Origin of the sequence: Roseibium algicola (assembly GCF_001999245.1) — a bacterium.
Classification (GTDB): Bacteria; Pseudomonadota; Alphaproteobacteria; order Rhizobiales; family Stappiaceae; genus Roseibium; species Roseibium algicola.
Window position 1 is genome coordinate 288,254 of record NZ_CP019630.1, and the last position, 20,038, is coordinate 308,291.

Annotated in this window: 34 protein-coding genes and 1 pseudogene; 17 read left to right on the forward strand and 18 right to left on the reverse strand. The window is 53.3% G+C overall.

What is annotated here, in order from left to right; genetic code table 11:
- Nucleotides 1-136: 136 nt before the first annotated feature.
- On the forward strand, nucleotides 137-334 hold the full coding sequence (locus B0E33_RS01370; RefSeq protein ID WP_077290191.1) for a hypothetical protein: 198 nt from the start codon (nucleotides 137-139) through the stop codon (nucleotides 332-334).
- 85 nt (nucleotides 335-419) lie between these two features.
- Nucleotides 420-629: a hypothetical protein gene (locus B0E33_RS01375; protein ID WP_156912313.1), complete on the forward strand. Its 210-nt coding sequence runs from the start codon at nucleotides 420-422 to the stop codon at nucleotides 627-629.
- A 262-nt stretch (nucleotides 630-891) separates the two neighbouring features.
- On the opposite strand, the gene B0E33_RS01380 is transcribed toward B0E33_RS01375, so the two are convergent.
- The 15 genes and pseudogenes from B0E33_RS01380 to B0E33_RS01445 all read right to left on the reverse strand — a co-directional run bounded on the left by B0E33_RS01380 (nucleotide 892) and on the right by B0E33_RS01445 (nucleotide 11,576).
- Nucleotides 892-3,231, reverse strand: coding sequence for a bifunctional DNA primase/polymerase (locus tag B0E33_RS01380; protein WP_077290193.1), 2,340 nt, complete (start codon nucleotides 3,229-3,231; stop codon nucleotides 892-894).
- 50 nt (nucleotides 3,232-3,281) lie between these two features.
- On the reverse strand, nucleotides 3,282-3,572 hold the full coding sequence (locus B0E33_RS01385) for a hypothetical protein (protein ID WP_077290194.1): 291 nt from the start codon (nucleotides 3,570-3,572) through the stop codon (nucleotides 3,282-3,284).
- Nucleotides 3,572-3,757 (reverse strand): hypothetical protein, encoded by a 186-nt coding sequence (locus B0E33_RS01390; protein ID WP_077290195.1) that lies wholly within the window; start codon nucleotides 3,755-3,757, stop codon nucleotides 3,572-3,574. Before B0E33_RS01390 ends, B0E33_RS01385 begins: the two co-directional genes overlap by 1 nt.
- A 66-nt stretch (nucleotides 3,758-3,823) precedes the next feature.
- Nucleotides 3,824-4,156, reverse strand: a complete 333-nt coding sequence (locus tag B0E33_RS01395; protein ID WP_077290196.1) for a hypothetical protein — start codon at nucleotides 4,154-4,156, stop codon at nucleotides 3,824-3,826.
- Nucleotides 4,153-4,467 carry a helix-turn-helix domain-containing protein gene (locus B0E33_RS01400; protein ID WP_077290197.1) on the reverse strand — a complete coding sequence of 105 codons (315 nt, stop codon included), beginning with the start codon at nucleotides 4,465-4,467 and terminating at the stop codon, nucleotides 4,153-4,155. Before B0E33_RS01400 ends, B0E33_RS01395 begins: the two co-directional genes overlap by 4 nt.
- Entirely contained in the window at nucleotides 4,464-6,293 is a 1,830-nt protein-coding gene (locus B0E33_RS01405) for a helicase-related protein (RefSeq protein ID WP_228148049.1), read from the reverse strand. Before B0E33_RS01405 ends, B0E33_RS01400 begins: the two co-directional genes overlap by 4 nt.
- Before the next feature lie 69 nt (nucleotides 6,294-6,362).
- Nucleotides 6,363-7,220: pseudogene (locus B0E33_RS31600) on the reverse strand (Hint domain-containing homing endonuclease); the annotation flags it as partial.
- Nucleotides 7,217-7,411, reverse strand: a complete 195-nt coding sequence (locus tag B0E33_RS01410; protein ID WP_077290199.1) for a hypothetical protein — start codon at nucleotides 7,409-7,411, stop codon at nucleotides 7,217-7,219. The gene B0E33_RS01410 and the pseudogene B0E33_RS31600, both read right to left, overlap by 4 nt.
- 10 nt (nucleotides 7,412-7,421) lie before the next feature.
- Nucleotides 7,422-7,712: a hypothetical protein gene (locus B0E33_RS01415; protein ID WP_077290200.1), complete on the reverse strand. Its 291-nt coding sequence runs from the start codon at nucleotides 7,710-7,712 to the stop codon at nucleotides 7,422-7,424.
- The gene (locus B0E33_RS01420) at nucleotides 7,712-8,677 is read right to left on the reverse strand and encodes a hypothetical protein (RefSeq protein ID WP_077290201.1); all 966 of its coding nucleotides are present in this window, start codon (nucleotides 8,675-8,677) and stop codon (nucleotides 7,712-7,714) included. The genes B0E33_RS01415 and B0E33_RS01420 overlap by 1 nt, the downstream gene beginning before the upstream one ends.
- Before the next feature lie 138 nt (nucleotides 8,678-8,815).
- The gene (locus B0E33_RS01425) at nucleotides 8,816-9,334 is read right to left on the reverse strand and encodes a hypothetical protein (RefSeq protein WP_156912314.1); all 519 of its coding nucleotides are present in this window, start codon (nucleotides 9,332-9,334) and stop codon (nucleotides 8,816-8,818) included.
- Between the two features lie 5 nt (nucleotides 9,335-9,339).
- The gene (locus B0E33_RS01430) at nucleotides 9,340-10,125 is read right to left on the reverse strand and encodes an ATP-binding protein (RefSeq protein ID WP_077290203.1); all 786 of its coding nucleotides are present in this window, start codon (nucleotides 10,123-10,125) and stop codon (nucleotides 9,340-9,342) included.
- Nucleotides 10,126-10,235: 110 nt separating this feature from the next.
- On the reverse strand, nucleotides 10,236-10,730 hold the full coding sequence (locus B0E33_RS01435; RefSeq protein ID WP_077290204.1) for a hypothetical protein: 495 nt from the start codon (nucleotides 10,728-10,730) through the stop codon (nucleotides 10,236-10,238).
- Nucleotides 10,731-11,183: a hypothetical protein gene (locus tag B0E33_RS01440; protein WP_156912315.1), complete on the reverse strand. Its 453-nt coding sequence runs from the start codon at nucleotides 11,181-11,183 to the stop codon at nucleotides 10,731-10,733.
- A 144-nt stretch (nucleotides 11,184-11,327) separates the two neighbouring features.
- On the reverse strand, nucleotides 11,328-11,576 hold the full coding sequence (locus B0E33_RS01445; RefSeq protein ID WP_077290206.1) for a hypothetical protein: 249 nt from the start codon (nucleotides 11,574-11,576) through the stop codon (nucleotides 11,328-11,330).
- Nucleotides 11,577-11,675: 99 nt separating this feature from the next.
- Between B0E33_RS01445 and B0E33_RS01450 the strand changes: the two genes are divergently transcribed.
- Complete coding sequence (locus B0E33_RS01450) at nucleotides 11,676-11,999, forward strand: helix-turn-helix domain-containing protein (protein ID WP_077290207.1); 324 nt, start codon at nucleotides 11,676-11,678, stop codon at nucleotides 11,997-11,999.
- 117 nt (nucleotides 12,000-12,116) lie between these two features.
- On the opposite strand, the gene B0E33_RS01455 is transcribed toward B0E33_RS01450, so the two are convergent.
- A complete protein-coding gene (locus B0E33_RS01455; protein ID WP_077290208.1) occupies nucleotides 12,117-12,629 on the reverse strand; it encodes a helix-turn-helix domain-containing protein in 513 nt (170 codons plus the stop codon).
- 92 nt (nucleotides 12,630-12,721) lie between these two features.
- On the opposite strand from B0E33_RS01455, the gene B0E33_RS01460 reads away from it, so the two are divergent.
- From B0E33_RS01460 to B0E33_RS01525, 14 genes are all read left to right on the forward strand, one after another.
- Entirely contained in the window at nucleotides 12,722-13,027 is a 306-nt protein-coding gene (locus B0E33_RS01460; RefSeq protein ID WP_077290209.1) for a hypothetical protein, read from the forward strand.
- Complete coding sequence (locus B0E33_RS30795) at nucleotides 13,024-13,200, forward strand: hypothetical protein (protein WP_156912316.1); 177 nt, start codon at nucleotides 13,024-13,026, stop codon at nucleotides 13,198-13,200. The genes B0E33_RS01460 and B0E33_RS30795 overlap by 4 nt, the downstream gene beginning before the upstream one ends.
- A complete protein-coding gene (locus tag B0E33_RS01465) occupies nucleotides 13,197-13,406 on the forward strand; it encodes a hypothetical protein (protein WP_077290210.1) in 210 nt (69 codons plus the stop codon). Before B0E33_RS30795 ends, B0E33_RS01465 begins: the two co-directional genes overlap by 4 nt.
- A complete protein-coding gene (locus B0E33_RS01470; RefSeq protein WP_077290211.1) occupies nucleotides 13,403-13,657 on the forward strand; it encodes a hypothetical protein in 255 nt (84 codons plus the stop codon). The genes B0E33_RS01465 and B0E33_RS01470 overlap by 4 nt, the downstream gene beginning before the upstream one ends.
- Entirely contained in the window at nucleotides 13,654-13,965 is a 312-nt protein-coding gene (locus tag B0E33_RS01475) for a hypothetical protein (protein ID WP_077290212.1), read from the forward strand. The genes B0E33_RS01470 and B0E33_RS01475 overlap by 4 nt, the downstream gene beginning before the upstream one ends.
- Nucleotides 13,965-14,231: a hypothetical protein gene (locus tag B0E33_RS01480; protein WP_077290213.1), complete on the forward strand. Its 267-nt coding sequence runs from the start codon at nucleotides 13,965-13,967 to the stop codon at nucleotides 14,229-14,231. Before B0E33_RS01475 ends, B0E33_RS01480 begins: the two co-directional genes overlap by 1 nt.
- The gene (locus B0E33_RS01485) at nucleotides 14,228-14,983 is read left to right on the forward strand and encodes a DUF1194 domain-containing protein (RefSeq protein ID WP_208997743.1); all 756 of its coding nucleotides are present in this window, start codon (nucleotides 14,228-14,230) and stop codon (nucleotides 14,981-14,983) included. Before B0E33_RS01480 ends, B0E33_RS01485 begins: the two co-directional genes overlap by 4 nt.
- An 11-nt stretch (nucleotides 14,984-14,994) precedes the next feature.
- Nucleotides 14,995-15,192, forward strand: a complete 198-nt coding sequence (locus B0E33_RS01490; RefSeq protein WP_077290214.1) for a hypothetical protein — start codon at nucleotides 14,995-14,997, stop codon at nucleotides 15,190-15,192.
- On the forward strand, nucleotides 15,180-15,449 hold the full coding sequence (locus B0E33_RS01495) for a hypothetical protein (RefSeq protein WP_077290215.1): 270 nt from the start codon (nucleotides 15,180-15,182) through the stop codon (nucleotides 15,447-15,449). The genes B0E33_RS01490 and B0E33_RS01495 overlap by 13 nt, the downstream gene beginning before the upstream one ends.
- Complete coding sequence (locus B0E33_RS01500; RefSeq protein WP_077290216.1) at nucleotides 15,449-15,691, forward strand: hypothetical protein; 243 nt, start codon at nucleotides 15,449-15,451, stop codon at nucleotides 15,689-15,691. Before B0E33_RS01495 ends, B0E33_RS01500 begins: the two co-directional genes overlap by 1 nt.
- Nucleotide 15,692: 1 nt before the next feature.
- Nucleotides 15,693-15,971, forward strand: a complete 279-nt coding sequence (locus B0E33_RS01505; RefSeq protein ID WP_077290217.1) for a hypothetical protein — start codon at nucleotides 15,693-15,695, stop codon at nucleotides 15,969-15,971.
- Nucleotide 15,972: 1 nt separating this feature from the next.
- Complete coding sequence (locus tag B0E33_RS01510; protein ID WP_077290218.1) at nucleotides 15,973-16,197, forward strand: hypothetical protein; 225 nt, start codon at nucleotides 15,973-15,975, stop codon at nucleotides 16,195-16,197.
- 2 nt (nucleotides 16,198-16,199) lie between these two features.
- Nucleotides 16,200-16,484: a hypothetical protein gene (locus B0E33_RS01515; RefSeq protein ID WP_077290219.1), complete on the forward strand. Its 285-nt coding sequence runs from the start codon at nucleotides 16,200-16,202 to the stop codon at nucleotides 16,482-16,484.
- A 144-nt stretch (nucleotides 16,485-16,628) separates the two neighbouring features.
- Nucleotides 16,629-17,603 (forward strand): tyrosine-type recombinase/integrase, encoded by a 975-nt coding sequence (locus B0E33_RS01525; RefSeq protein WP_228148050.1) that lies wholly within the window; start codon nucleotides 16,629-16,631, stop codon nucleotides 17,601-17,603.
- Between the two features lie 438 nt (nucleotides 17,604-18,041).
- Here B0E33_RS01525 and B0E33_RS01530 read toward each other — a convergent pair whose 3' ends face one another.
- Both B0E33_RS01530 and B0E33_RS01535 read right to left on the reverse strand, forming a co-directional pair.
- Complete coding sequence (locus tag B0E33_RS01530) at nucleotides 18,042-18,788, reverse strand: hypothetical protein (protein ID WP_077290222.1); 747 nt, start codon at nucleotides 18,786-18,788, stop codon at nucleotides 18,042-18,044.
- A 78-nt stretch (nucleotides 18,789-18,866) separates the two neighbouring features.
- Nucleotides 18,867-19,970 carry an MrcB family domain-containing protein gene (locus B0E33_RS01535; protein ID WP_077290223.1) on the reverse strand — a complete coding sequence of 368 codons (1,104 nt, stop codon included), beginning with the start codon at nucleotides 19,968-19,970 and terminating at the stop codon, nucleotides 18,867-18,869.
- Nucleotides 19,971-20,038 lie beyond the last annotated feature (68 nt).

Below are 20,038 nucleotides of genomic sequence, written 5' to 3' on the forward strand. Positions count from 1 at the left end.
GCGAAGACCCTCACCTAGTGAAACAGGTCGCCAGACGGATTCGCCTACTCTCTAGCTCCCTCGAATCTATGGCCCACAGGATGGCAGACAACCACAACAGGGCAGATTGCCCGATTTGCAAACACGGATCGACGCTATGACCTCCGACGATTTCAAAGCATGGCTGGCCGACATGAAAGAGGCTGGCCTTGCCACGTCAGACGCGCATTGTGGCCGTTTGCTTGGCCGCTCTGCTAACCAGATCGTGAATATGAAAAACAAGGGCGCAGACAAAGCGACTGGGCTTGCATGTTCCGCGCTTTTGGCCGGCTTGGATGAGTATCAAAAAAAATAGCGTTTTTGATATTTATCCATTGACACATATCCAAATAATTTGTATGTTCTTTTCATAGGGAAACGAAAGGAACACGGAAATGACCATGGAACAGATCAACGCAGAACGCGCAGCAGAACTTAAAGCCGAACTGGCTTCTATCGATCCGGCTGATACTTTTTCTCAATATTGGGCTCAGTCCCCGTCTGCTTCAGTCATTCGTGACTACAAGGCCGGCCGCACCGTCGAGATTAAAGCTTGCCGTATTCGCAATCGCAAAAATCGTGAGGCTTTGGCCCGTGCACGAAAGATTTAACCACCCATTTAGAGCCCGGCGAAATCACACTTTGCCGGGCTTTTCGTATCACAATGGGTTCACGAGACTTCAGAACAACGGAACGCCCATTGCGCCAGCTTCCATCGCTTCATTGCTTCAGCATGCAGCCAATCACAGACATTTACCGAAACACCACAAAATTTACATAAACAAGATTCGCGCCGTCAGGAAATTTGGGTCTTGGGTTGACGAAAAAGGCAGATATATAGCCTAAAAATAAGCCCCTCACGGGGCTTTTTCTTTATCCAATCCAACGCAGCATCCAGGATGGTCGCCCCTTCCCGCCTTCGTTCTTGTTCCATTTGTAGACCATTCCGCTTGTTTCCATGTCCCGAATAATCGATTCCCGGTCCCGTGACGTGATATGCGGCAACCGGCGCAGCAAATCCCGCTCGCTGATTTCCTTCGCCTTGCGGATTATCTTGCGGATCGAATTGACCTTCTCTTCCTGATCGTTCTTCGCCATGATGTCTTGCGCGCCTTCAATGACAGCCCGTGCGCTTGCCAGAACGAACGCCGCACCCCATTCCAGATCCTCCATCTTGACCTTCGCACGCAGACCGTCACGGCTGACCGCATGAAGCGTTGCAAGCCGTTCGGTGTATTCCGCAGCACGCGCCACGCAGCCGCCGTATTGCGGATCACTGTCAAGCCTATCCGCCATCTCGATGGTAAAGGCCCGCATTGCCAGCCTTACGTCATCCGATGCCCACGGCACACTTGTTTCCGTGACCGATCCGTAAAGCGTGTACGTATTCAATCCGCCCGCCAGGTTGCCGTCACCGTCCGGCATAAGCAGTTTCATGCGCCTGACGATGTTTGCCGGCACCTTGCGCACCTCTGGCGGGGCGTTGTCATTCAGCTCGCCTCGTGGCGCTGCCTGAACGATCAGAAAGCGATTGAGAAAGCCGTCTGTAATGGAGTTGCCGCCAACGGCTTCGAAGAACTCTTCATGCGTCGATGCACCAAGAATGGACAGGCCCGGCGATGGCACTGGCGTTTGCGTGCCTTGCGCGCGCTTGGTTGGATACCAGTCCTCGCGGCCGATCTCGCGGCTCCAAAGCTCCATAAGCGGCGTTTTCAATCCGATTTCATGAGACGATGCCCGGCGATGAAACATCTTTCGCAATAGGTTCGGCCCGATTTCATCCGTTGTCGCAATGCAGCCTGGATGATCGACAATCATTTCCTCAAGGCCGGATACTGAGAACACTTTCATAACCGTGTGCAGGCTGTCCATATCGGCGGCTTTGAGGATCTTTGGTGGCGCAGCCAATGGACTGCCCTTGCCGATTCCTGTTCCTGCCAGCATGATCAGATATGGATTGAGAGACGCGCCGGACGGGGAATAAAGGTGACGCATGCATGGAGCGGCGACTGTCGCCAAAGCCCCCGCAATGGCAAGAGGCTTGTTTGGCCATCGTGACGTTGCCATGATCCAGTTGGCGATTTCTTCGATCAGACCGCCAGGCTTTTGCCAATCAACGCCGGATCCAAGCTTGATACCGTCCAGAAGCTCAATTGGCCGTTCTTCGTCCTCGATGATTTCGCCCGTGTCCTGATCGATCAGCGTGCCGTCATCCTGGCGAACGATGGCAGCAGCGCATTGACGGCCATATTCGAGCGCACGGCCTTCCTCATCGATTTCCGAGGCAATGTGTTCCGGCAGCGGTCGCGGGCTTGCCATACCGCCACGGCGGGCGCTTCTGATGGTCTTGCGCACGGATGCCGCGCCATCGTCTGCAACAAGTCCGCATTCTTCGGCGGCTTGAAATAGAGCAGCTTCGACTTCGGACGCGCTAACGCCGGACCACTTTGCGGCCGCAAGCTGAAACAGCGAAAAGCCAGAGGTGTTGAGCTGGTTGTTTCTGCCGCCTGCCCCGCATGTTGCAAGGGCGCGGATTTCGTCGTTGTACGTCTGCTGTACGTACGCGCGCAAACGCGGGTGTTCAACGTCGATTGATGGCGCGATTGGCGTTGACGGTTTTGGCGTCTCTTGTGGTGGCGCTTTCGTCAGCAGATCCACCAGCCAAGGCGGCATGATTGGCGCGTCGAGAATGGCCAGCGGATCGCCGTCTCCGGGTTCATAGACGCCATCTTCACGCTCGGCACCTGGCGCGATAATGTAGCCGCCAGCGCCGCGAATATCGACCGGGCAAACGTCCTTCTTTGGAAGCGCGCCGCGTGCGTTGCCGTGGTTCAATCCTTCTGTCTGGCGGAAATAGTAATGCCGTCCGTTGCCGGGTGTGTCTACGGTTGGCGCATCGCATCCTCCGTGCTCTGCTGCGATGGCTTCCCATGCAGCGATACCGGCCGTACCGTCCGCATCCACGACAAGCAGACCGCTTTCCCCGAGATTAAGCCCCGGCATGGCGTCCGGCCAGCGCTGCCATTGCTGGTCAATCATTTGGCGGGATGACTTACGCCGCCACATGACGCCGGGACAAGGCTGCTTAGCGCCCTCGCCTTCGTGCTGGCACGGGAACACATGCAAACCATGCTCAAAGAGGGAAATGGCAAGCTCGTAATTGGACAGCGCGCGCGTGACGGATGGGTCGAAGGTAAAGCCGAGATTTGCCATTGTGGCCTTTTATGATCTGAGCGACATAAAGCGGGGTTATGATCTGGGGGCTATATTATTTCTCGCCACAATTTTGCGGCCTTTTCGATCATTTGCCTTGCAACATCCATGTTCATCCACCCAGCATCATAAGGCCCGGTTCCGTATTCTTCTTCGTAGTACCAAGACGGATTTCCAACAACGTCTTTGCCGTAAATTCCAACGCTGCTGTTGTCGTTTTCTTCACTGCCGATAGACAGAGACCATGAATTGCCGCGCGCTCGAAAGTAAAATGGTTCGCCGTCGATTTTACCTTCAGCCTGAACGGGGCAATTTCCACCAAGATAATCTATGACAACCATTATTTTGCACTCGTCTCTGCGTACTTCTTGGCGGCTTCTGCGCTATCAAAAGCGATACCACGATAGGTTATGTTTTCGCCCATAGCTGCCGACGCGCCGAATCCACGACGATCAACAATCGCATGATCATTTTCCGGCGAGGTATACACAATCGCACAGCCCTTTTTCTTCTTCGTCCAGTTCATATCAAACTCCACCCCGCTATTTCCGAAAGCCTAAACAATATCATATACGATATTTTTTAGCCACCGCTAAAACTGCGGCTCGAACTTTTCCAGCTTGTCCTCTAACGTGTCGCCAAAGTCGTCCAGAACACCGCGAAAGAATGCATGCGCCTGCATTTCGTCCATCTGAAACAGATCGGACGTACCGAAGCCTTCAAGCCGATCAGCGGCCTTGTTCATGGCCTCTTCCATGGCCTCGTGTTCGTAAACGTCGAATTGCTGTCGTGGCATTTCCAGCGCCTTCTTTGTCAGGTGAATGTGATCCATGCAGGACCAATGCAGATCCTTGCCGATGCGGATTGCAACGCCGTCATCACGTCGCCGGCAAACGACGCATGGCCCGCCAGATAGCGCGCTCATGCTGCTTGCCTTTGCGCTTGCTCCTGAGCCTGGATCTTCTGCATGATTTCGATTGCACGCATCCCCATGTCTGTCCCGTTGGCAATCTCGCGCTCAACGACCGCATAGCTGTAAACAATTGTCGTATGGTCGCGCTTCATGTGATGCCCGATCATTGGGTAGCTGTGACCGGTCAGTTTGCGGGCGAGCCAATGGGCGATTTGCCGTGGCTTGGAAATGTGCCGCGCGTGCGATTGACCGGTCGTGATGCACTTCGGGTTAAGCAGAAATTCGCGTTCAACAAACTCTGCAATTGACTTGATCGTAATCATTCCGCTGCCTCCAAGGCTCTATGCTCGGCATACTGCCGATCAACCACGTTGAAATATTTGGATTTCGGTTTCGGACGACGCACGCTGATTGCCGTGACAATCTTCAGCTCGCCAACACGCGCCAATGCGTCTTCAGCCGTCTTTGGTATCGGCAGATCGCCGCCCATGCGCCGCCAGACCTCGCCAGCCCGTTGACGCGGCTTGCCCTTCTGTTCGAACGCCAGGTAGTCTTTGTAAGGAGCGCCAAGTCCAGCCTCGTATTCAATTCGCAAGCTGGTCGGTGCGCCGATCTTGTGGTGAAGATGAAAGCTCGTGTCTTTCACTTCCAGCCATTTGGACTTTGCGACCGCCTGACCGTCTGACAGGATTTTCGCCTCACGCTCCGCAACAGCGTCATGCTTCGGCTCGCGCTTCGGCCATTCGTGATCGCATGTCGGGCATTGCATCGTTGCAAGGCCAACTTCCGTTTCGCACACCGGACAGTGCTTTGAGCGAACGGAATTTACCGATACCTTGCCGACAACCTCGTTGCCTCGACTGTCACGGGATTCCACTTCGATCTGATCGACCGGGCCATGACGGCGAATGTTTCCGCCGAAATCGACCGCAAGGCAGTTAGGTTTGGAGCTTTCCTCGATGGCTTCGCGCCGTTCTTCTACGGTTGCTTCATTCGGGTCAAAGCCTTGCGGCCAGACAACGCGCGTTCCACGCCCCCAGATCTGGACAATCAGCGAAGTGGACAGCACCGAGCGAAGCACGCCAATAAGGTCAACTTCCGGGTCATCGAAGCCGGTCGTCAAAATATCGGCGTTGACCAAAACCCGAAAAGCTTTAGATTTGAAGCGCTTAAGGATGCTATCGCGCTCGCCATCGTTCATGTCGCCATAAATGACCTCGGCGGAAATACCGCGCCGTCTGAAGGCTTCACAAACGCTCATTGCGTGCTGTACGCCGGACGAAAAAACCAGCCATTTACGCCGGTTTGCGCCTAGTTCGATGATTTCTTCAACGGCCTGTTCCGTGATTTCATCGGCAGCGCGCCCCATGGCTCCGATCTGAAAATCACCGCCAGAACGCGGAACGTTGGACACGTCGATTTCAGCGGATCGCTTGCCAGGCGGGGATGCGAGCGGACAAAGCCAGCCATCGCGGATGCCCTCGCCTATGCCGTATTCATAAACGGTCTTCTCATAGAGCCCGCCCTTGCCGTCCAAGCGGCCCATATCGGTGCGGTATGGCGTTGCGGTATAGCCGGACACGCGCAGATATGGATTGACGGACAGCATGTGCTGTATCACGTCATGATACATCCCTTCCTCGCCGGGCGGCAGAAGATGCGCTTCGTCAATCTGGATGTGATCGCGGGTTCCGAGAATGCCAGGATTGCGATAAATGGAATTGACCGTTGCAAAGATGATCGGTTGCCGCGTGTCGCGCCGTCCGAGCTTGGAACAGTTGATCCCGATAGGCGCACAGGGCCATATGCGGAGCATGGTTTGCGAGTTTTGCGCGATCAGCTCTTTGCGCGGCGCGATGATCAGCGAGCCAACGCCGCTGTATTCCCGATGGATGTCTGCGCACTGGCTGGCTATCAAGGCTGATTTGCCCGTGTTATGATGCACGGTAAAATCGGCAGTTAAATACAAGTGGTCGCCATCAAGCGAGAACCCGTAGTAATCATCTTCAGGCAGTATCTCGACCGTAAATCCTGACCTCAACGGGTTCTTTTTTTTCTTGCGAGGTTTCGCTTTCTTTCGCTCAAGGACGACAGGTATTTGATTAACGTCACCGTTAATATGAAGCCGAAAATATTCATCGCCATTCACGAATTTACTTTTCGGCCCAGAGGCTGAAAGGCCCAAAGACCTAGCGACAAATATAGCGTCCTCTGCAAGCTTTCTTGATTTTGATACAAGCTCATAACCGCAGCATGTTAAATGCCCATCAGTGTCTATAAGTCCTGCCAGAACCTGACGCCTAGTCTCTAGGGAGCCTGTCTTATATTCTTCAGGGATACTTTTATCCGCGCACGACTTCCCGTAGATCCCAATTTTCTTGATGATCTTTTGCGCCTCGTTTTGATGCTTATTCTTCGGACCTGGGGATTTTGCGAATAAGGTCCAAGCCTTGTTTGGCTTTGCCTTTTGCGCCCGCCTAACTTCACACCCTATTTCTTCAGCCCACTTACGAAAACGATGGTCTATTTCTAGATCCATAGTCGTAATATTTACTGACCTTCTAACACTACCGTCACCGAGAAGTGCGCCTACAATCCATGGGTCCACCAACGGCTTGGCGCGAGTCGGAAATGTTACACCGCATCTTTGCAGTTTGTGCATATGGCGAAAGGTTTTGGTCGCGCCTAGCCATTCTCTGACAGTTACATTTCTTACCACCCCACCACGATAGGAAGGGTATGTGTCTGCATCAGCGCACCTTTGTGTTCTGACGAGAGGCAGAATATGGCCGAGGTTAACGACGAAAGGCTCCCCACCTCTGAGCGGCTTTATTCTAGCCATCTCTTCGCGGCCGCGAGCTAACGCCAAGACAGCCCTTGGGCTGCTGTCGGGACCCATCAAGGTATCGCCTACCTTGATATCCTCGACACGCTTGACCGATCCGTCATGCATCAAGATTTTCGTTCCTGACGCATGGCATCCGGTTGCCAAGTCCGCAAGACCGTGATTGCCGCCGTTGTCCCAGAAGGCATTGAAAGCGTCCTTGGCCTCCTGCTGGTATGGCCGGAGTCTCATTTGTGGCAAGCCTCCTGCGCCTTGAAGGCAGCGTTCCAGACCTCGCGTGCGCCGCGATTGTCGCCACGCTTCAGCAGTCCGGACACTAGAAACGGCACTTCGTTGAAGGCGATTTCCGTCTTGCCGTTGTCAGGATCGTTGATAGTGACGCCGCCCGTTTTGGATGGCTCGATTTTGACGGTTTTTTTCATGCGGCCGTCCTCACTTCGGTTCGAAGTATTTGCAGGCGTGGGCATTCGCCGGAACTTTCATTGGCGTTTTGCACCCCATCTGCTTGGCTTTGGCGCACGGGAAGGCTCTCACGTCTCCTACGCGGCTCATGTTTTTACCTTTTGACATCCCGTGGAAACGGCATTGACGGCAGAATTTTCCAGGAGTGCCCCCCGCGAAATGGGCCATGCCTACATATGTTTCAGCAGGCTCGCCGCCGCAGGATGGTGGCACTTGCGTCATGTTGCTGGTCGTGTTCAGGCGCTCATAATTCTTGCTCATCACCTCACCGCCTTTCCGGTTCCGTCAGTCCACTCCTGACCGGACGGCAGCAGATATGTCACCGTTTCCGCTTCCGGGTCCGCGTCGATCTGCTTTCCAGGCACCAGGTCCGGAATAAACAGGTGATTTGGACAGCCGGTCTTTTGGTCTTCTGTCGTCAGGAAATGACCGTGCCGTCCGCAATGCCACCCGCCGTCGCCGTCCATTGAAGGCGTACTGTGCAAGCAAGTCCGGCAATTCGTGCGCGGCCATGCGCCGCCGTGGCAGACGCCGTAAGCGGGGCAACTGCCACACTTGAACGCCATCTTGTGCATAGGGTCTTCGTGCAGCTTCGGCGGCGCATGATTGTTGCGGACGATGTTTTCCGCTTGTGCCATTCGCTCACCCGAAAACACCGGGTCATAGTGAACGCGCTCAATGTGGATCTGTCCTGTTTCGCGTTCTTCAGCGACATAAAGCCCACGGTCGATGGCCGCGCCGTGCATGGAAAGCTGTAGCTTGACGTATCGGTCAGGCTTTCCTTCCTTCAGGCCCTTGGAAATGACAGTCTTATAGTCTTTCGACCGTAGTGAATGGATTTCGACCACATGGCGCGCTTTCGGCGCTTCAATAACGCCGGTCGCCGTGATCAGGTTTTCCGTTCTGACGTGATCGCCGACCAAATCGAACTTCAGGTAGAAGCCGTCATAGGTAACATCTGTCACGTCGAGGCCAAGGGCTTTCAGATCTGCAATAACCTGCTTTCTGTGAAGCTGGATAAGGCGGAACTCGCGAAGCCGTTCGCCGGTCTTGCGCTCCGGTTCGTGCGCCCATCTGAAAGCGTACCAGGGGCGGCGGCGGCAAACGTGACCGATATCATAGATGCCGATAAAATCGCGCTCGCCTTCGCGCTCAGCCTCACGCTGTTCATAGACCTGATAGATTGCGTCGATTGTGGGTGATCTGCGTTGCGGGATAGCGGCCATTGTCAGGCACCCCGCTTGTCAAGACACGGCTTGTCGTTCATCATTCCGCGTTCCTTTCGCGTGATGTTGAAAGCGTTATGTGATTGGAAGCGGCGGGCGGTTTCTGAGTGGAATTAGAGAACCGCCCGCCCGGCTTGGCTACGCGCTTGCTCGATTGCCCCAGCGGCGCTGATTGCCGTTGTTAGCGGCAGGTCCGCCATTCTGCGCCGGCTGCTGGTAGCCGTTATTTGCGGGCTGCTGCTGATAGCCATGCTGCGGCTGATGACCCTGCGGCGCTGCGCTGTAGGGTTCCGCCTTTTTCATGTTTTGGAAGCCGTCTTTTGACTTCAGGGTGATGTACATCGGGATAAACTCGATTTCCGAGCTGTCTTCGATTGTGTTCTTGCCAGCCGCCATCGTCAGCTTTCCAAGATCCTGATTCCCGATCTTTTCTTTAATCGGACTTCCAGGGTTCACAATGTCCATCCAAAGACGATACTGCCGACGCTCAAACGGGCCTTCCATGATTTCCATTTGTGCCCAAATGGTCCGAATGCCGTTGTCCTTGTCGATCCGACCGGTTTCAATAGCCTGCGACAGATACCGGCCATCGGGCGGGTTTTCGTATTCATCCTGCGGCACCTGTGCCGGATCGAACGTCATTCCGAGATTTGCCATGTGCGTTACTCCGCTGCTTCGGCCTGCATCGCAGGCGCTTGGGTGTTGGGGAAATACGGGGCCATTTGCGCAAAGCCGTTGCCAAGCTCATAGAAAAGCTTGTGCGGCAAGCCGTAGCGGTTCTTCGCCACGAAAGACGGACGGCCTTCCGTGTAGATCCAGCGTTTGCCGCCGCCAGTCGCTTTGACTTCCTTGCCGAAGCCCTGCTTTTCTTCCTTCGTGGTCACGTCCTGATTGAGAAACAGGATTGCATCCACTTCGTCCTGGAAGAGCGCAAGGGCGCGCTTGTGCAGCCGAATATCGTATCGGCTGTAGCTGGCCGTTGTCGGATCATCAAAGCGCTCGATGCTGGAATGCGCCAGAAAGACGACATTCATGCCCTTGGTGCGCAGAACATTGCAAAGCTCCATGAACTCGCGCCAAACTGCCTCGGTTGCGATGTAGCCCTTGCCATATCCAGGATCTTCGATGGAAGACCACTTGTTGTCGGCACATGTCTGCGCCCAGACCAAAGCTTCCAGCTTGTCCACGCTGTCAACGACGACCGTTTGAAAGTCGTGTTCTTCTTCGTCCAGTGAGACAAGCGCTTCCATGACGGACGGAAAGTCAGTGAGATGGCCGAATGTGTCGATTTCCAGACCGGCCGGCGTGCCGTCTTCAACCTGGATAAAGACCGGCGCAGGGAACTCGCTTGCAAGCGTTGTCTTACCCTGACCGGGCGGGCCATAAATGAGCAGGCGCGGCGGCTGTGTTGCCGTTGTTCGCCTGAGCGATGCGAGTGAAATTGCCATTCGTTTTCCTTTCGTGTTCGTCCCGTTTCCTAAAGGTCACGCCGCCCGGCGCAGGAGAACGGGAATGAACGAAACCGCACCGGATAAACCGGACGCCGGGCGGCGTTATGTTAGAAGCTCGCGCCGATTTCCTCGCAAGCAAGCTTCAAAAGACAAATTGCGTCGGCTTCGTTGTCGTCTGATGGGTCGAAGCCGTAACCCTTGGCAGCGTTGATCATCGCGCCCTTGTTCGCGTTCCCTTTGCCGGTCGCGTGCCGTTTGATCGTGCCGACCGGAACTCCCTGGTATGGAATGCGGTTGACTTCGCACCACGCCGTCAGCATTGCCAGAAGTCCGCCATAAACGTGTGCCGCATCTGTTCCGAGGTGCCGTCTGACTTCCTCGAAATAGACGACATCAACGCCGTTACGGTCATTCAGCGTTTCCAGCCATTTGCGAAAGCGCAGGAAGCGCATTCCGCCGCCTTCGTATCGGCTGTTCTTGAACTGCACGCTTCCTGTGAGCGTTGGCATCTCGCCTTGCTTGAGTGCAAAGCCGGTCGTGGTGCCAAGGTCGAGTGCAAGCACATTTGTTGGCTGCGTTGCCGTTGCGAGTTCTGCTGTCATTTAAACCGGCTCCTGATTTCTTCCGCCAGCCAAGGCGCGACTCTCAAGGCGCGATTGAAGTATCGCGCCGATTTCTGCCCCAGAACCTCCGAGCGCCACATCAAGAAGCGACCGAGAAAGCTCCGGGTTAGTCTGCTGAAACTGCTTCGCGAGGATGGCGAGCTGTCCGAATGCGTCTGCTGCTGCTGCACTTGCCTTTTCCTCTTGTCTTTTCGCCAATGCATTGGCGATCTTCATGGATACCGAGGTTTTAGGGTCTGTTGTTTCGCCGTAGAAAAGACGCTTTGCCATGCTGAAACTGATGTTTGCAGCACGAGCAGCACGGCTGATCATGGCTTCCTGATTTCGACACCCCGGCATATAACCAAGGCGCTCGATTGCCGATCTGAAGTCGGCTTCAATCGCGTGCATGGCATTAGAGCTTTCTTGTTTTTCGGAAGACTTTTCCCGCATCTCGGAAACCCTTTATGGCTAGATACAACCATCGAAAGGGAGCAACGACATGCGGAAACAAGACGAAATAAGAGGCCCACCAGGGCGCGCCGGAACAACACGCAAAAACTGAGATGTTCCGGCAAGAAGTGAAGGCAAAGGAAATCATTCCGCCGCCTCCATTTTGTCACGAGAAAGCGCCTGCTCGCGCTGTCGATACTGAGAAATGAAAGTCCTGATTTTCTGATCCGTGCGCGTCGTGATGTCGTTACCATCACGAAGACGACGAAACAGGTTCGGATTGCCAATTACAGACAAGCCAAAAGCGCTTGCCGGCATGCCGAACTCGTTCAGAAAATCCCTTACGACATAGTATGTCGGGATGGGTTCAGGTGTGTTTTGTTTCTCAGCCATGCCGGAAGAAATATCATAAATGATACATTCGAGGCAAGAGGAAAATTATATCAAATTTAAGCGTACCGAATTTGTATCAAGTTCGGTATTGTGCGCGACATGAGTGAAATGTGGAAAGAAGTGTTACGAAAAGCGTTGAAAGCCAAAGGCTTGACAATGCATGAGCTGTCCTTGCGGATGGGCAAAAACCAGCATTATATTTCGCAGATCCTCAAACGCGATCACGTGCCGTCCATCAACAAGATGGCCATGATCGCGAAAGAGCTTGATCTCTCAGTAGCTGATTTGCTTGAAGGTCCCGGCGCTGATTTAGACACCGCCATGCTTGCCAGGAAGTTGAACACGCTCACGCCGGCACAGAGAGACGCCGTGATGCGTATGATCGACAGCCTTAGACAGTCGAGCGATGAATTGCAGGACTAGCGCCTGGTCAGCTTTGCACAGCTTCGCAATCTCTTCGATTATTTCTTGATTGGTATTCATTTGGCCCTCCACCAATGCGGGAATCTTACCCCGCAAAAATTAGGTGGCAAGACGGTTTTATTTCCGCTTCTCAAAATGAGAATCCCGCAAAAGGGCAAACACTGCATTCAATGATGCAACGCATCTGTCTATCAAGGATCGGTGCAATTCCGCCCTTTTTTCCATCCAATCTTTACCATAGGTTGAAACAACGAAATCGAAGTTGTAGACGAACCGTCGCGGCGTTTCGTTAGGTATGACCTTGATGTGATGGGTATCGATCAAACGATTTATAACCCTGTTCATGGTTGCGCGCGAAAACCCCAATTCACGCACTAGTTGCGCTTCTGATATTCCGCCGTCACCGTTTGACGCTGCGGCAATGCGCAGAACGATAGCTGCCGCATCGTAACTCTCTAATTTCAAATAAATTTTAGCATTATGGATATTTTCGAACACGACCTTGGAAAGCTCGATAACGAGCGCTTTGTCAATGGGTCTGTTCTGCATGATCTGGCGTGAAATAAATATCATTTTTGCGCCGCGCAACTTCTCAAAACGAGAATGAACGTTATCCGCAACCGGCCACATTTCGTTAAAATGTGCCGTATCCGATATTTTTTGATTGACAGTATATCAAATATGCTATTTTCTGTTCTCAACGCCAACGGAGGACAGATCACATGCAAATCACCGAAACCTTTGAACTGACTGTCACATGCGACGGCATCGCTTTTTGCGAGCGTGAGGCTGAAGTGACTATCAGCCTTGAGGACGATGGCTGCGGCGATCTTGCTTGGCATGTCGAGCGCGTCGAGGTCGAGAACCTTGCCGGTACTGGCTGGCTGCGTTGGGACTACAAAGACACGCGCGGCGATGGTTTCCGCGCCAAGCTTGGCGGCGCGTTCTTCGCTGCGGCTCTTTCCGATCCACTGATTGATGAATTCGCCGCCAATCAGTGGCGCGATGCGATGCAGGAGGCGGCATGAAACCCTTCAGCACCTACCCAGAAGACAGGCAGAAGCTCCTTGAGCTTTGCGAAACCATTGAGCATGCGTCAACCGACGACGCAGCCATGCAAGCCGCACTTGAGCTTGCGGACCTCGTAAGGGCGATCCTCACCGATGAGGCCGTTGCCATTAAGGATGGAGAAGTCGCATGAGTATCATGATTTGCGATAAGTGCGAGCGGTATATTGATACTGACTATCACGACATGGTGCAGGTCGGCATTGAGCATTGGTGCGAAGCCTGCACCGAACAGAACCGCGCCCCGAATATCGCGAAAATCATTCGCGAGTTCAACATTCAGTCGCGGGCGCTGGCTGCTGGTGAGCATCCTTCTTGGCCCGGAGTGGATGCAGCATGACCGCCTCCATCACAGAAGCCAGCGCCAACGCGCTGGCCGGCATGGCCGAGCGTAACAGAAAGCGTGCTGCCTGCCTTCGCCGGGAAGCTGAAGGGCAACTGCCGTCCATCCATGAGCTTTCGTACGCCGGTCAGAAGATGGCCGCGAACCGGATTTCAAAACAAGTCAACCGCGCCTTCCGTCATGCGGACAGCCTGATGCGTTCGGCCGCAAAACTGGAAGAAAAAGCAAGCAGGAGCAAACAGCCATGAACGTGAATGCAATGCATAACTATTCCGCCGAACAGATCGCGGATCGCCTTGGTGAACTGGATCTGGTCATGAAGGGCGCGAAGGAAGAAGCCGACACGCTCAAGAACGAAATCAAGCGCCGGGAAGTCAACGCCGTTCGCTGTTCCAAGTTCATCCTGACGGTTTCGCATTCGACATCCAAGCGGCTGGATACCAAGCGGCTGGCGGATGACATCGGCAAGGACACGCTTGCGGACTATTACAACGAGACGGAAACCACGACCATTCGTGTGAAGCCCGCTCCGATCCAGGTGGAGGACGCGGCGTGATGTTGGATCGTGACAAGGCTATTTCATTTTACCCGGCTGAATACGTCGAGGAACTAAACAGCGAGCTTGAATGGGCGCGGCGTGCAAACGCTGGTCTTGAACAGTTACGCCCTGTCTGGGCCGAGGGATGGTCGAGCGACAGCATGGCAGCGCAGGCCAGCGCTAACATCATTTCTGATTTTTACGAGCTACTTGGAGTTGATAATTATCATGATGCTAAAAACCGCCTGAAATATCTCCTACTGCTGGAGGTAGATAAACCATGAAAACCGCCCCAATCATCGCGGCAATCATGGCCGCATTGCCAGCAAGCTACGATCCCGCCAACGAAGTTGATGTTGAACTCGTGCTTGCCGTCGATATCTCGCAATCGATGGAATCAGACGAAAAGGATCTGCAGCGCGCCGGTTATGCTGCCGCGCTGCTATCCCGAGAATTTCTTGACGCCATCGAAGCGGGGCCATTGCAGCGTATAGCTGTCTCCTACGTCGAATGGGGCGGGATTGGCGAGCAATACGTTGTTGCTGATTGGCAAATCATCGACGGGCCAGACAGCGCCGCACACCTCGCCGAAGAAATTCTGACCGCGCCAGAAAACAAATCTCAACGCACGTCAATCGCTGATGCTCTCCGGTTCTCAAAAACCATGCTGGAAAACAATCAGTATCAGGGATTGCGCAGTGTGATCGACATTTCCGGCGATGGCCCAAACAACCAGGGCGGCGCAGTCACGGAAGCCCGCGACATGCTTGTTTCCGCCGGCATTACGATCAATGGCCTGCCATTGAAGTTGAAGCAGGACAAGACGGCGTGGGCGGCAACGTTCAACATCGTGAACTATTACCGAGATTGCGTGATCGGCGGGCCAGGCTCTTTTGCGGAGCCGGTCAGGTCTAAGGATGAATTTCCGCAGGCGGTAAAACGCAAGCTGGTGACGGAAGTTGCCGGAATCCAGCCTCAAGTCATCCATGCATCATCAACGGAAAGCAAGCCGACCAATTGCGGCATGTTCGATTGAAAGGACGCGACATGTGCAAGCCTGAAATCCTTCTGGAAGACGAAAGCGGACTGCCGCCAATCGTCATCAAAACACAGTCTGTCGTGTTTCCGAACATTACCGACTTCGGCCATCTGGCAAGCGGCGAACGTAGCGCGCCAAAGCCTTACATCAATATCAGCCTGCCGCTTGTCGGTGAGCGTATGGAGGTTTCGTCATGTGTCCGGTGAAGGTCTGTTACGTGCCTGCTGGCGATACACTGTCTGCTCGCTGGTTTGATCGTCTCAACGGTCCTGTGTTCGGTCTGTCGCTGCTTGGCTTTGCGTCTGTGCTGGTATCCGCAATCGCGGTTTTTGTCGGGACGATCTGGGCGGTTCTTTTCAGCTTTGCGATTGTGTTTGTTGTGTTTGCGCTGATGATTGCGGCGCTTGCTGATGCGCGGCGGATGGATCGCAAGGAAAGCATTCTGTTCGCGGAGGACGTGTGATGAAGTACGACCCAAAAGCACTGGAAGCCATGATTGACAGCTTCAACTTTGGCGCAAGTCCAGAGCAGATCCTGGATGTGTACTGCGAGAAGGCAGGCGTGGTCATGGTGCCTGTCGATACCGTCAAGATCATCGGGAACCATTGGGCAGGCGAATATTTCAAGGGCGTAAGCTCAAATGACGCCGAAGACATCGACCGCCGCATTTCCGAAATGATCCGCGCCAGTCAGGAGGAAGAGTGAGATGCTTATGGGATTTGGCCTCTTTCTTTTCTTCGGTGCTTTCGCGGCATTTTTGTTGCTTACATACATCGGGATAAGCGCTGAAGTGACGGTGCTTGTTGGCAGCGTGATGTGGGTGTCAGGTGTCGCGATGTTGATGACAGCGGACAATATCAACTTCCAGAAATATGAAAAACACTGCCTCGGCAATGGTGGTTTTGTCGCTGAGTATACATCACACGACGGTCGGAAATGCTGGACGAAAGACGGCCGGCAAATCTTCCTCAAGACAGGAGACTAACATGGTAGCCGTCAAAACAGACTGTCAGCTTCGGCACATGTCAAAGCAAAGACTGCCTATACCGGCTGTCGATGTCGAGCGGCTGCTTGAAGAGAAAGACGCGCTCTACAAAGCCTTAGACGAACTGGTATCGACAATCATCATCGATGATGAAGAGGGTCTGGCTACGTTTCTTGATCCTATCCAGAGAGCGCAGGCAGCGTTGGCAAAGGCGCGGGGTGAATAGGGATGAGTGAGTATGACGAACTGGTGAGGAGGTTGCGGTTGTACGCCGAGACTGAACCCGGCGTAGTAAAGGACGTTTTGGATATTTCTGCCATTAAAGCCGCCTACGCCATCCAAGCCCTACAGGAACGTAATGCAGAGCTGGAGAGAGCGTTGAAAACAGCAACAGAGCTTGTCGATTTAGATGTGATCAGGGTGAGGCCGACCGAAAGAGAGTTTCTTCTTGACTGGCTTGAGAATGCCAATTCGGTTCTTTCCGCGTCCATCCGATCTCTGAAAGGAGAGTAACGTGAACTACACTCCTGATCAGCTCGCCGCCAGATGGGGCGTAACTTCAAACGCCATCAGGTCTATGTGCAACCGCAATGAGCTTGACCACTTCCGCGTTGGTCGCTTGTATCGTATCCCTGCTTCAGCAGTGGAGGCGAAAGAGTGCGGTACAGGCTTGTCAAATACCGGGGGAACTATGCCGTCGCATGGACGGAATCAGGAAGCACGCGCAGGATTTCGACTGGCACGGATGATCGGGAATTAGCAGAGCGCGTTTCAAAGCGTATCATTGCGACCTTGGACAAGCCGCCGTCCAAGCTAGTCTCTGATATTTGGGCGGCGTGCGAAAAAGACAAGAAGGCACAAGGCAAAGTTATCGGCCAGAATATGCACTTCCATTGGAAGGCAATCGGCCCATACTTCGGCAAGATGGAAGCCGAGGCAATAACCGTCCATGACTGCCGAGACTATGCCGAAAAGCGCAGAGCACAAGGCCGCGCTGAAAGCACGATATCAACGGAACTGAAGCACCTTAGACTTAGCCTGAATTGGGCTGAGAAGAACCGGCATTTAACCAAAGCACCATTTATCGAGGTGCCAGCCGATTCAGATGCGCGTGACCGCTATCTTACCAAGGCGGAAATGCGCAAGCTCATTGACAACGTGAAAAGCCCGCATATCGGCATTGCCATGGAACTGCTCTTGGCAACAGCCGGTCGCGTTGGCGCTGTTCTGGAACTAACCTGGGACCGAGTTGACTTCGAACGCGGCAAGATCCGGCTGAAGAACAGCGAGCGCGGCAAAGGGCGGGCCATCGTGGCGATGTCAGACCGTATCAGGAGAGTGCTTGAGGAAGCCCACCAAGTGCGGACGTGTGAATATGTGGTCGAGTACGCCAGCGGTCCAGTCAAGTCAATTCGCAAGGGCATAGCCAATGCAGCAGAGCGCGCAGGCGTTGAAGATGTTTCGCCGCACGTGTTCAGGCACACAGCAGCGGTATGGATGGCGGAAGCGGATGAAAGCATGGAAGAGATAGCGCAGTTTCTTGGACACCGTGACGTGTCGGTCACGCGCAAGGTGTATGCCCGCTATAGCTCAGAGCATCTGAGAAAGACGGCCAAGGCTTTGGATTTCTAGATCAAGTTAAGTGCGCCATGGTTCAAGTGAACCATGAGAGACGATTTTGAAGCGTTTGAATAGGTAAATCCGGCCCGCGTTAAGTGCTCCGATAGGCAGAAATCAATAACTTAGGCATGGATCACATAACTGGGGGTGAAGGGGTCGTCGGTTCAAATCCGGCCTGCCCGACCAACAATTTCAAAGACTTATAAAAGTTTGCCAGATTTCTTTGCAATGAAACTGCAATGAAATGCTAAGTAGCCGGCGGCTTTTAGTTTCATGATGTGGGCACCTGATAGGTCCGGAGGGACCAGCCAAATCTCGATTTTGCTTGTAAAAAAGTCGTGAGTTGCCGCGCGTAGCTGAGATCACGCCTTTTGGAAATCAAGGCGTTAGCACGGGTGTGCCCCACGACATTTTGTGACGCGACGACAAAACACACTCCGAAAATTGAACTCACTCACTCACTACGGCTTCTTTCAAACGTTCCATATCGGGAGAATTGATCAAAAAGTGAACTGTAGAAATTATTTCCAATAGAACTCCATTGATCATTGTAGGATCATATTTCCCGGGCGTTATCTTAGCGCCAGGCGCTCCAACGGCCCAAGTGATAGTTGGCTGATTTTCTCCACCCTCAATTTGCTCAAGCCTGATTGAAATCTGCCCCCTAAAATCCCCTAATATTTTCTCCCAAGTTTCGTTTATTTTCCCTGCATGGACACCGCTGCCTACGTTCGCCACAAACTTTATTACTTGGTGCCGTGTAATCCATTCCCCATCTGAAAAGATTACTTTTTGCTTTTTAAAACTATCAATGTTCAATTCGATCGTCTTGTCTGGGCTGTAGTCTCGAAAATCAAACGTGACATTGCCTTCTTGCCGCACAACCGCAGCCAGTTGAATTCCGTGAACACTCGCGCCACCGGAAACAAAAATATTAGCTGGTTTCTTACGCATAGACTGGTAGATCGGGTTGTTATCAACCGAAATGACCAGGAGCTTCCCTATCCGCGGTCCGGCGATGCGTTTCAAAAGATCTTCAACAAGCCATCTTCGAAGTATTGCACTTGCATGCCTTAAGTCTACTGGACTCGTCTTTGTCTTTTCAGAGACAGACTTGAGGTGCTCCAAATCTTCGACGAACAACAGCGCTTCTTCACGCGTTTGTTCTATCAACTCTTTTCTTTTTTCAGGATCCATTCTTCCCTCATGGGTATTGCACGTAAAAGCAAAGTCAATTTGGAAACGGGACCATTCAATATCAATAGATTATAAAAATCAGTCCTGTACTGTCTCACGACGATAAATGGCTCTCAGATGCCGTTCGGTGACTTCAACACCTCTTCGTTGCAGCCTTTCAGCACGCTCGGCCAGGAGCCTAGCCGACATATCAGAGCGCTCCGCGACTGGTCCAAAGTGGATCTTCCGGTGACAGGTGGGGCACAGTGCAATGATGTTTTCCGGCACATCCAAACTGTGCTGAAAGTCACCCTGGTGCGCCATGGGCACCAAATGGTGCGCTTCTACATAGTTGAGCCTAGTTGCCTCTGAAATGAAGGTATCGTGCTCTGGATCAATCTCACAGCGGTGCCCGGCATTTCGGAGAGCCCTTGCTGCCTGGGCGGCATCTCTCCGCCAACCTCCTCCTTGGCCAGCCGGATTCCTTTGGGGTAGAGCCGCCGGCCTCTCGTCTTGTTCACCTTCATCAGGCTCATTCGCCAGCATATTCGTTGCCGCTTGGTAGGCAGCTTCGTCGCCTGTGAGCAGATCGGTAACATCCGCTGGGACAACTTCCGCTAGACGATCATAGATCTCCAAAAGCTGCCCAAAATCATTAAGGACGTCACCCTCAATTCGGGGATTATTCCTGTCGTAATATCGGCTTAGTACCGATCCTGCTTCGTATCCCTTGCCAAGGCCCGATGTTGTAGCGAGATCGATGGGACCGACCTCGAAGTCGTGCGGAGTGTCAACGAGTTGATTGATCAAACGAGCGCCGACCATGGCGTATTGCCGCGACAAATCCGCTGTAGGGAAGATATTTCTGTATTGGGTGAAGCCCTGGTTGAGCGTCAGATAGCAGCCAGTCATGTCCTCTTTGAAAAGAAGAACAATGAAATAAGATCGTTGAACCGATCTTGTGATATTCCTTCGACAACAAGCAACCCAAGGCACTTTGCTAAAACTGAAATTGGTTTGACCGCAGCTTCCATAGCTTTTGTAATCGAGCGGCCGCTCACGCAGTTGTTCGACTCTTTGAGCAAAGAAGTTCGGCAGGTCGTTGCAGACAGCCCGGATGGCAAGCGCTCCTTCCGGAATGACCCCTGGAACCTTACCAATCGCCTTGTCGTCAAAATAGTTCTCAAAAACGTTCCGGAACAATTTACAGCCTCGTCGTCATCTGAAATGCAGTCGCCATCACAACCGATGTGAGCAGCGTATCCGATAGA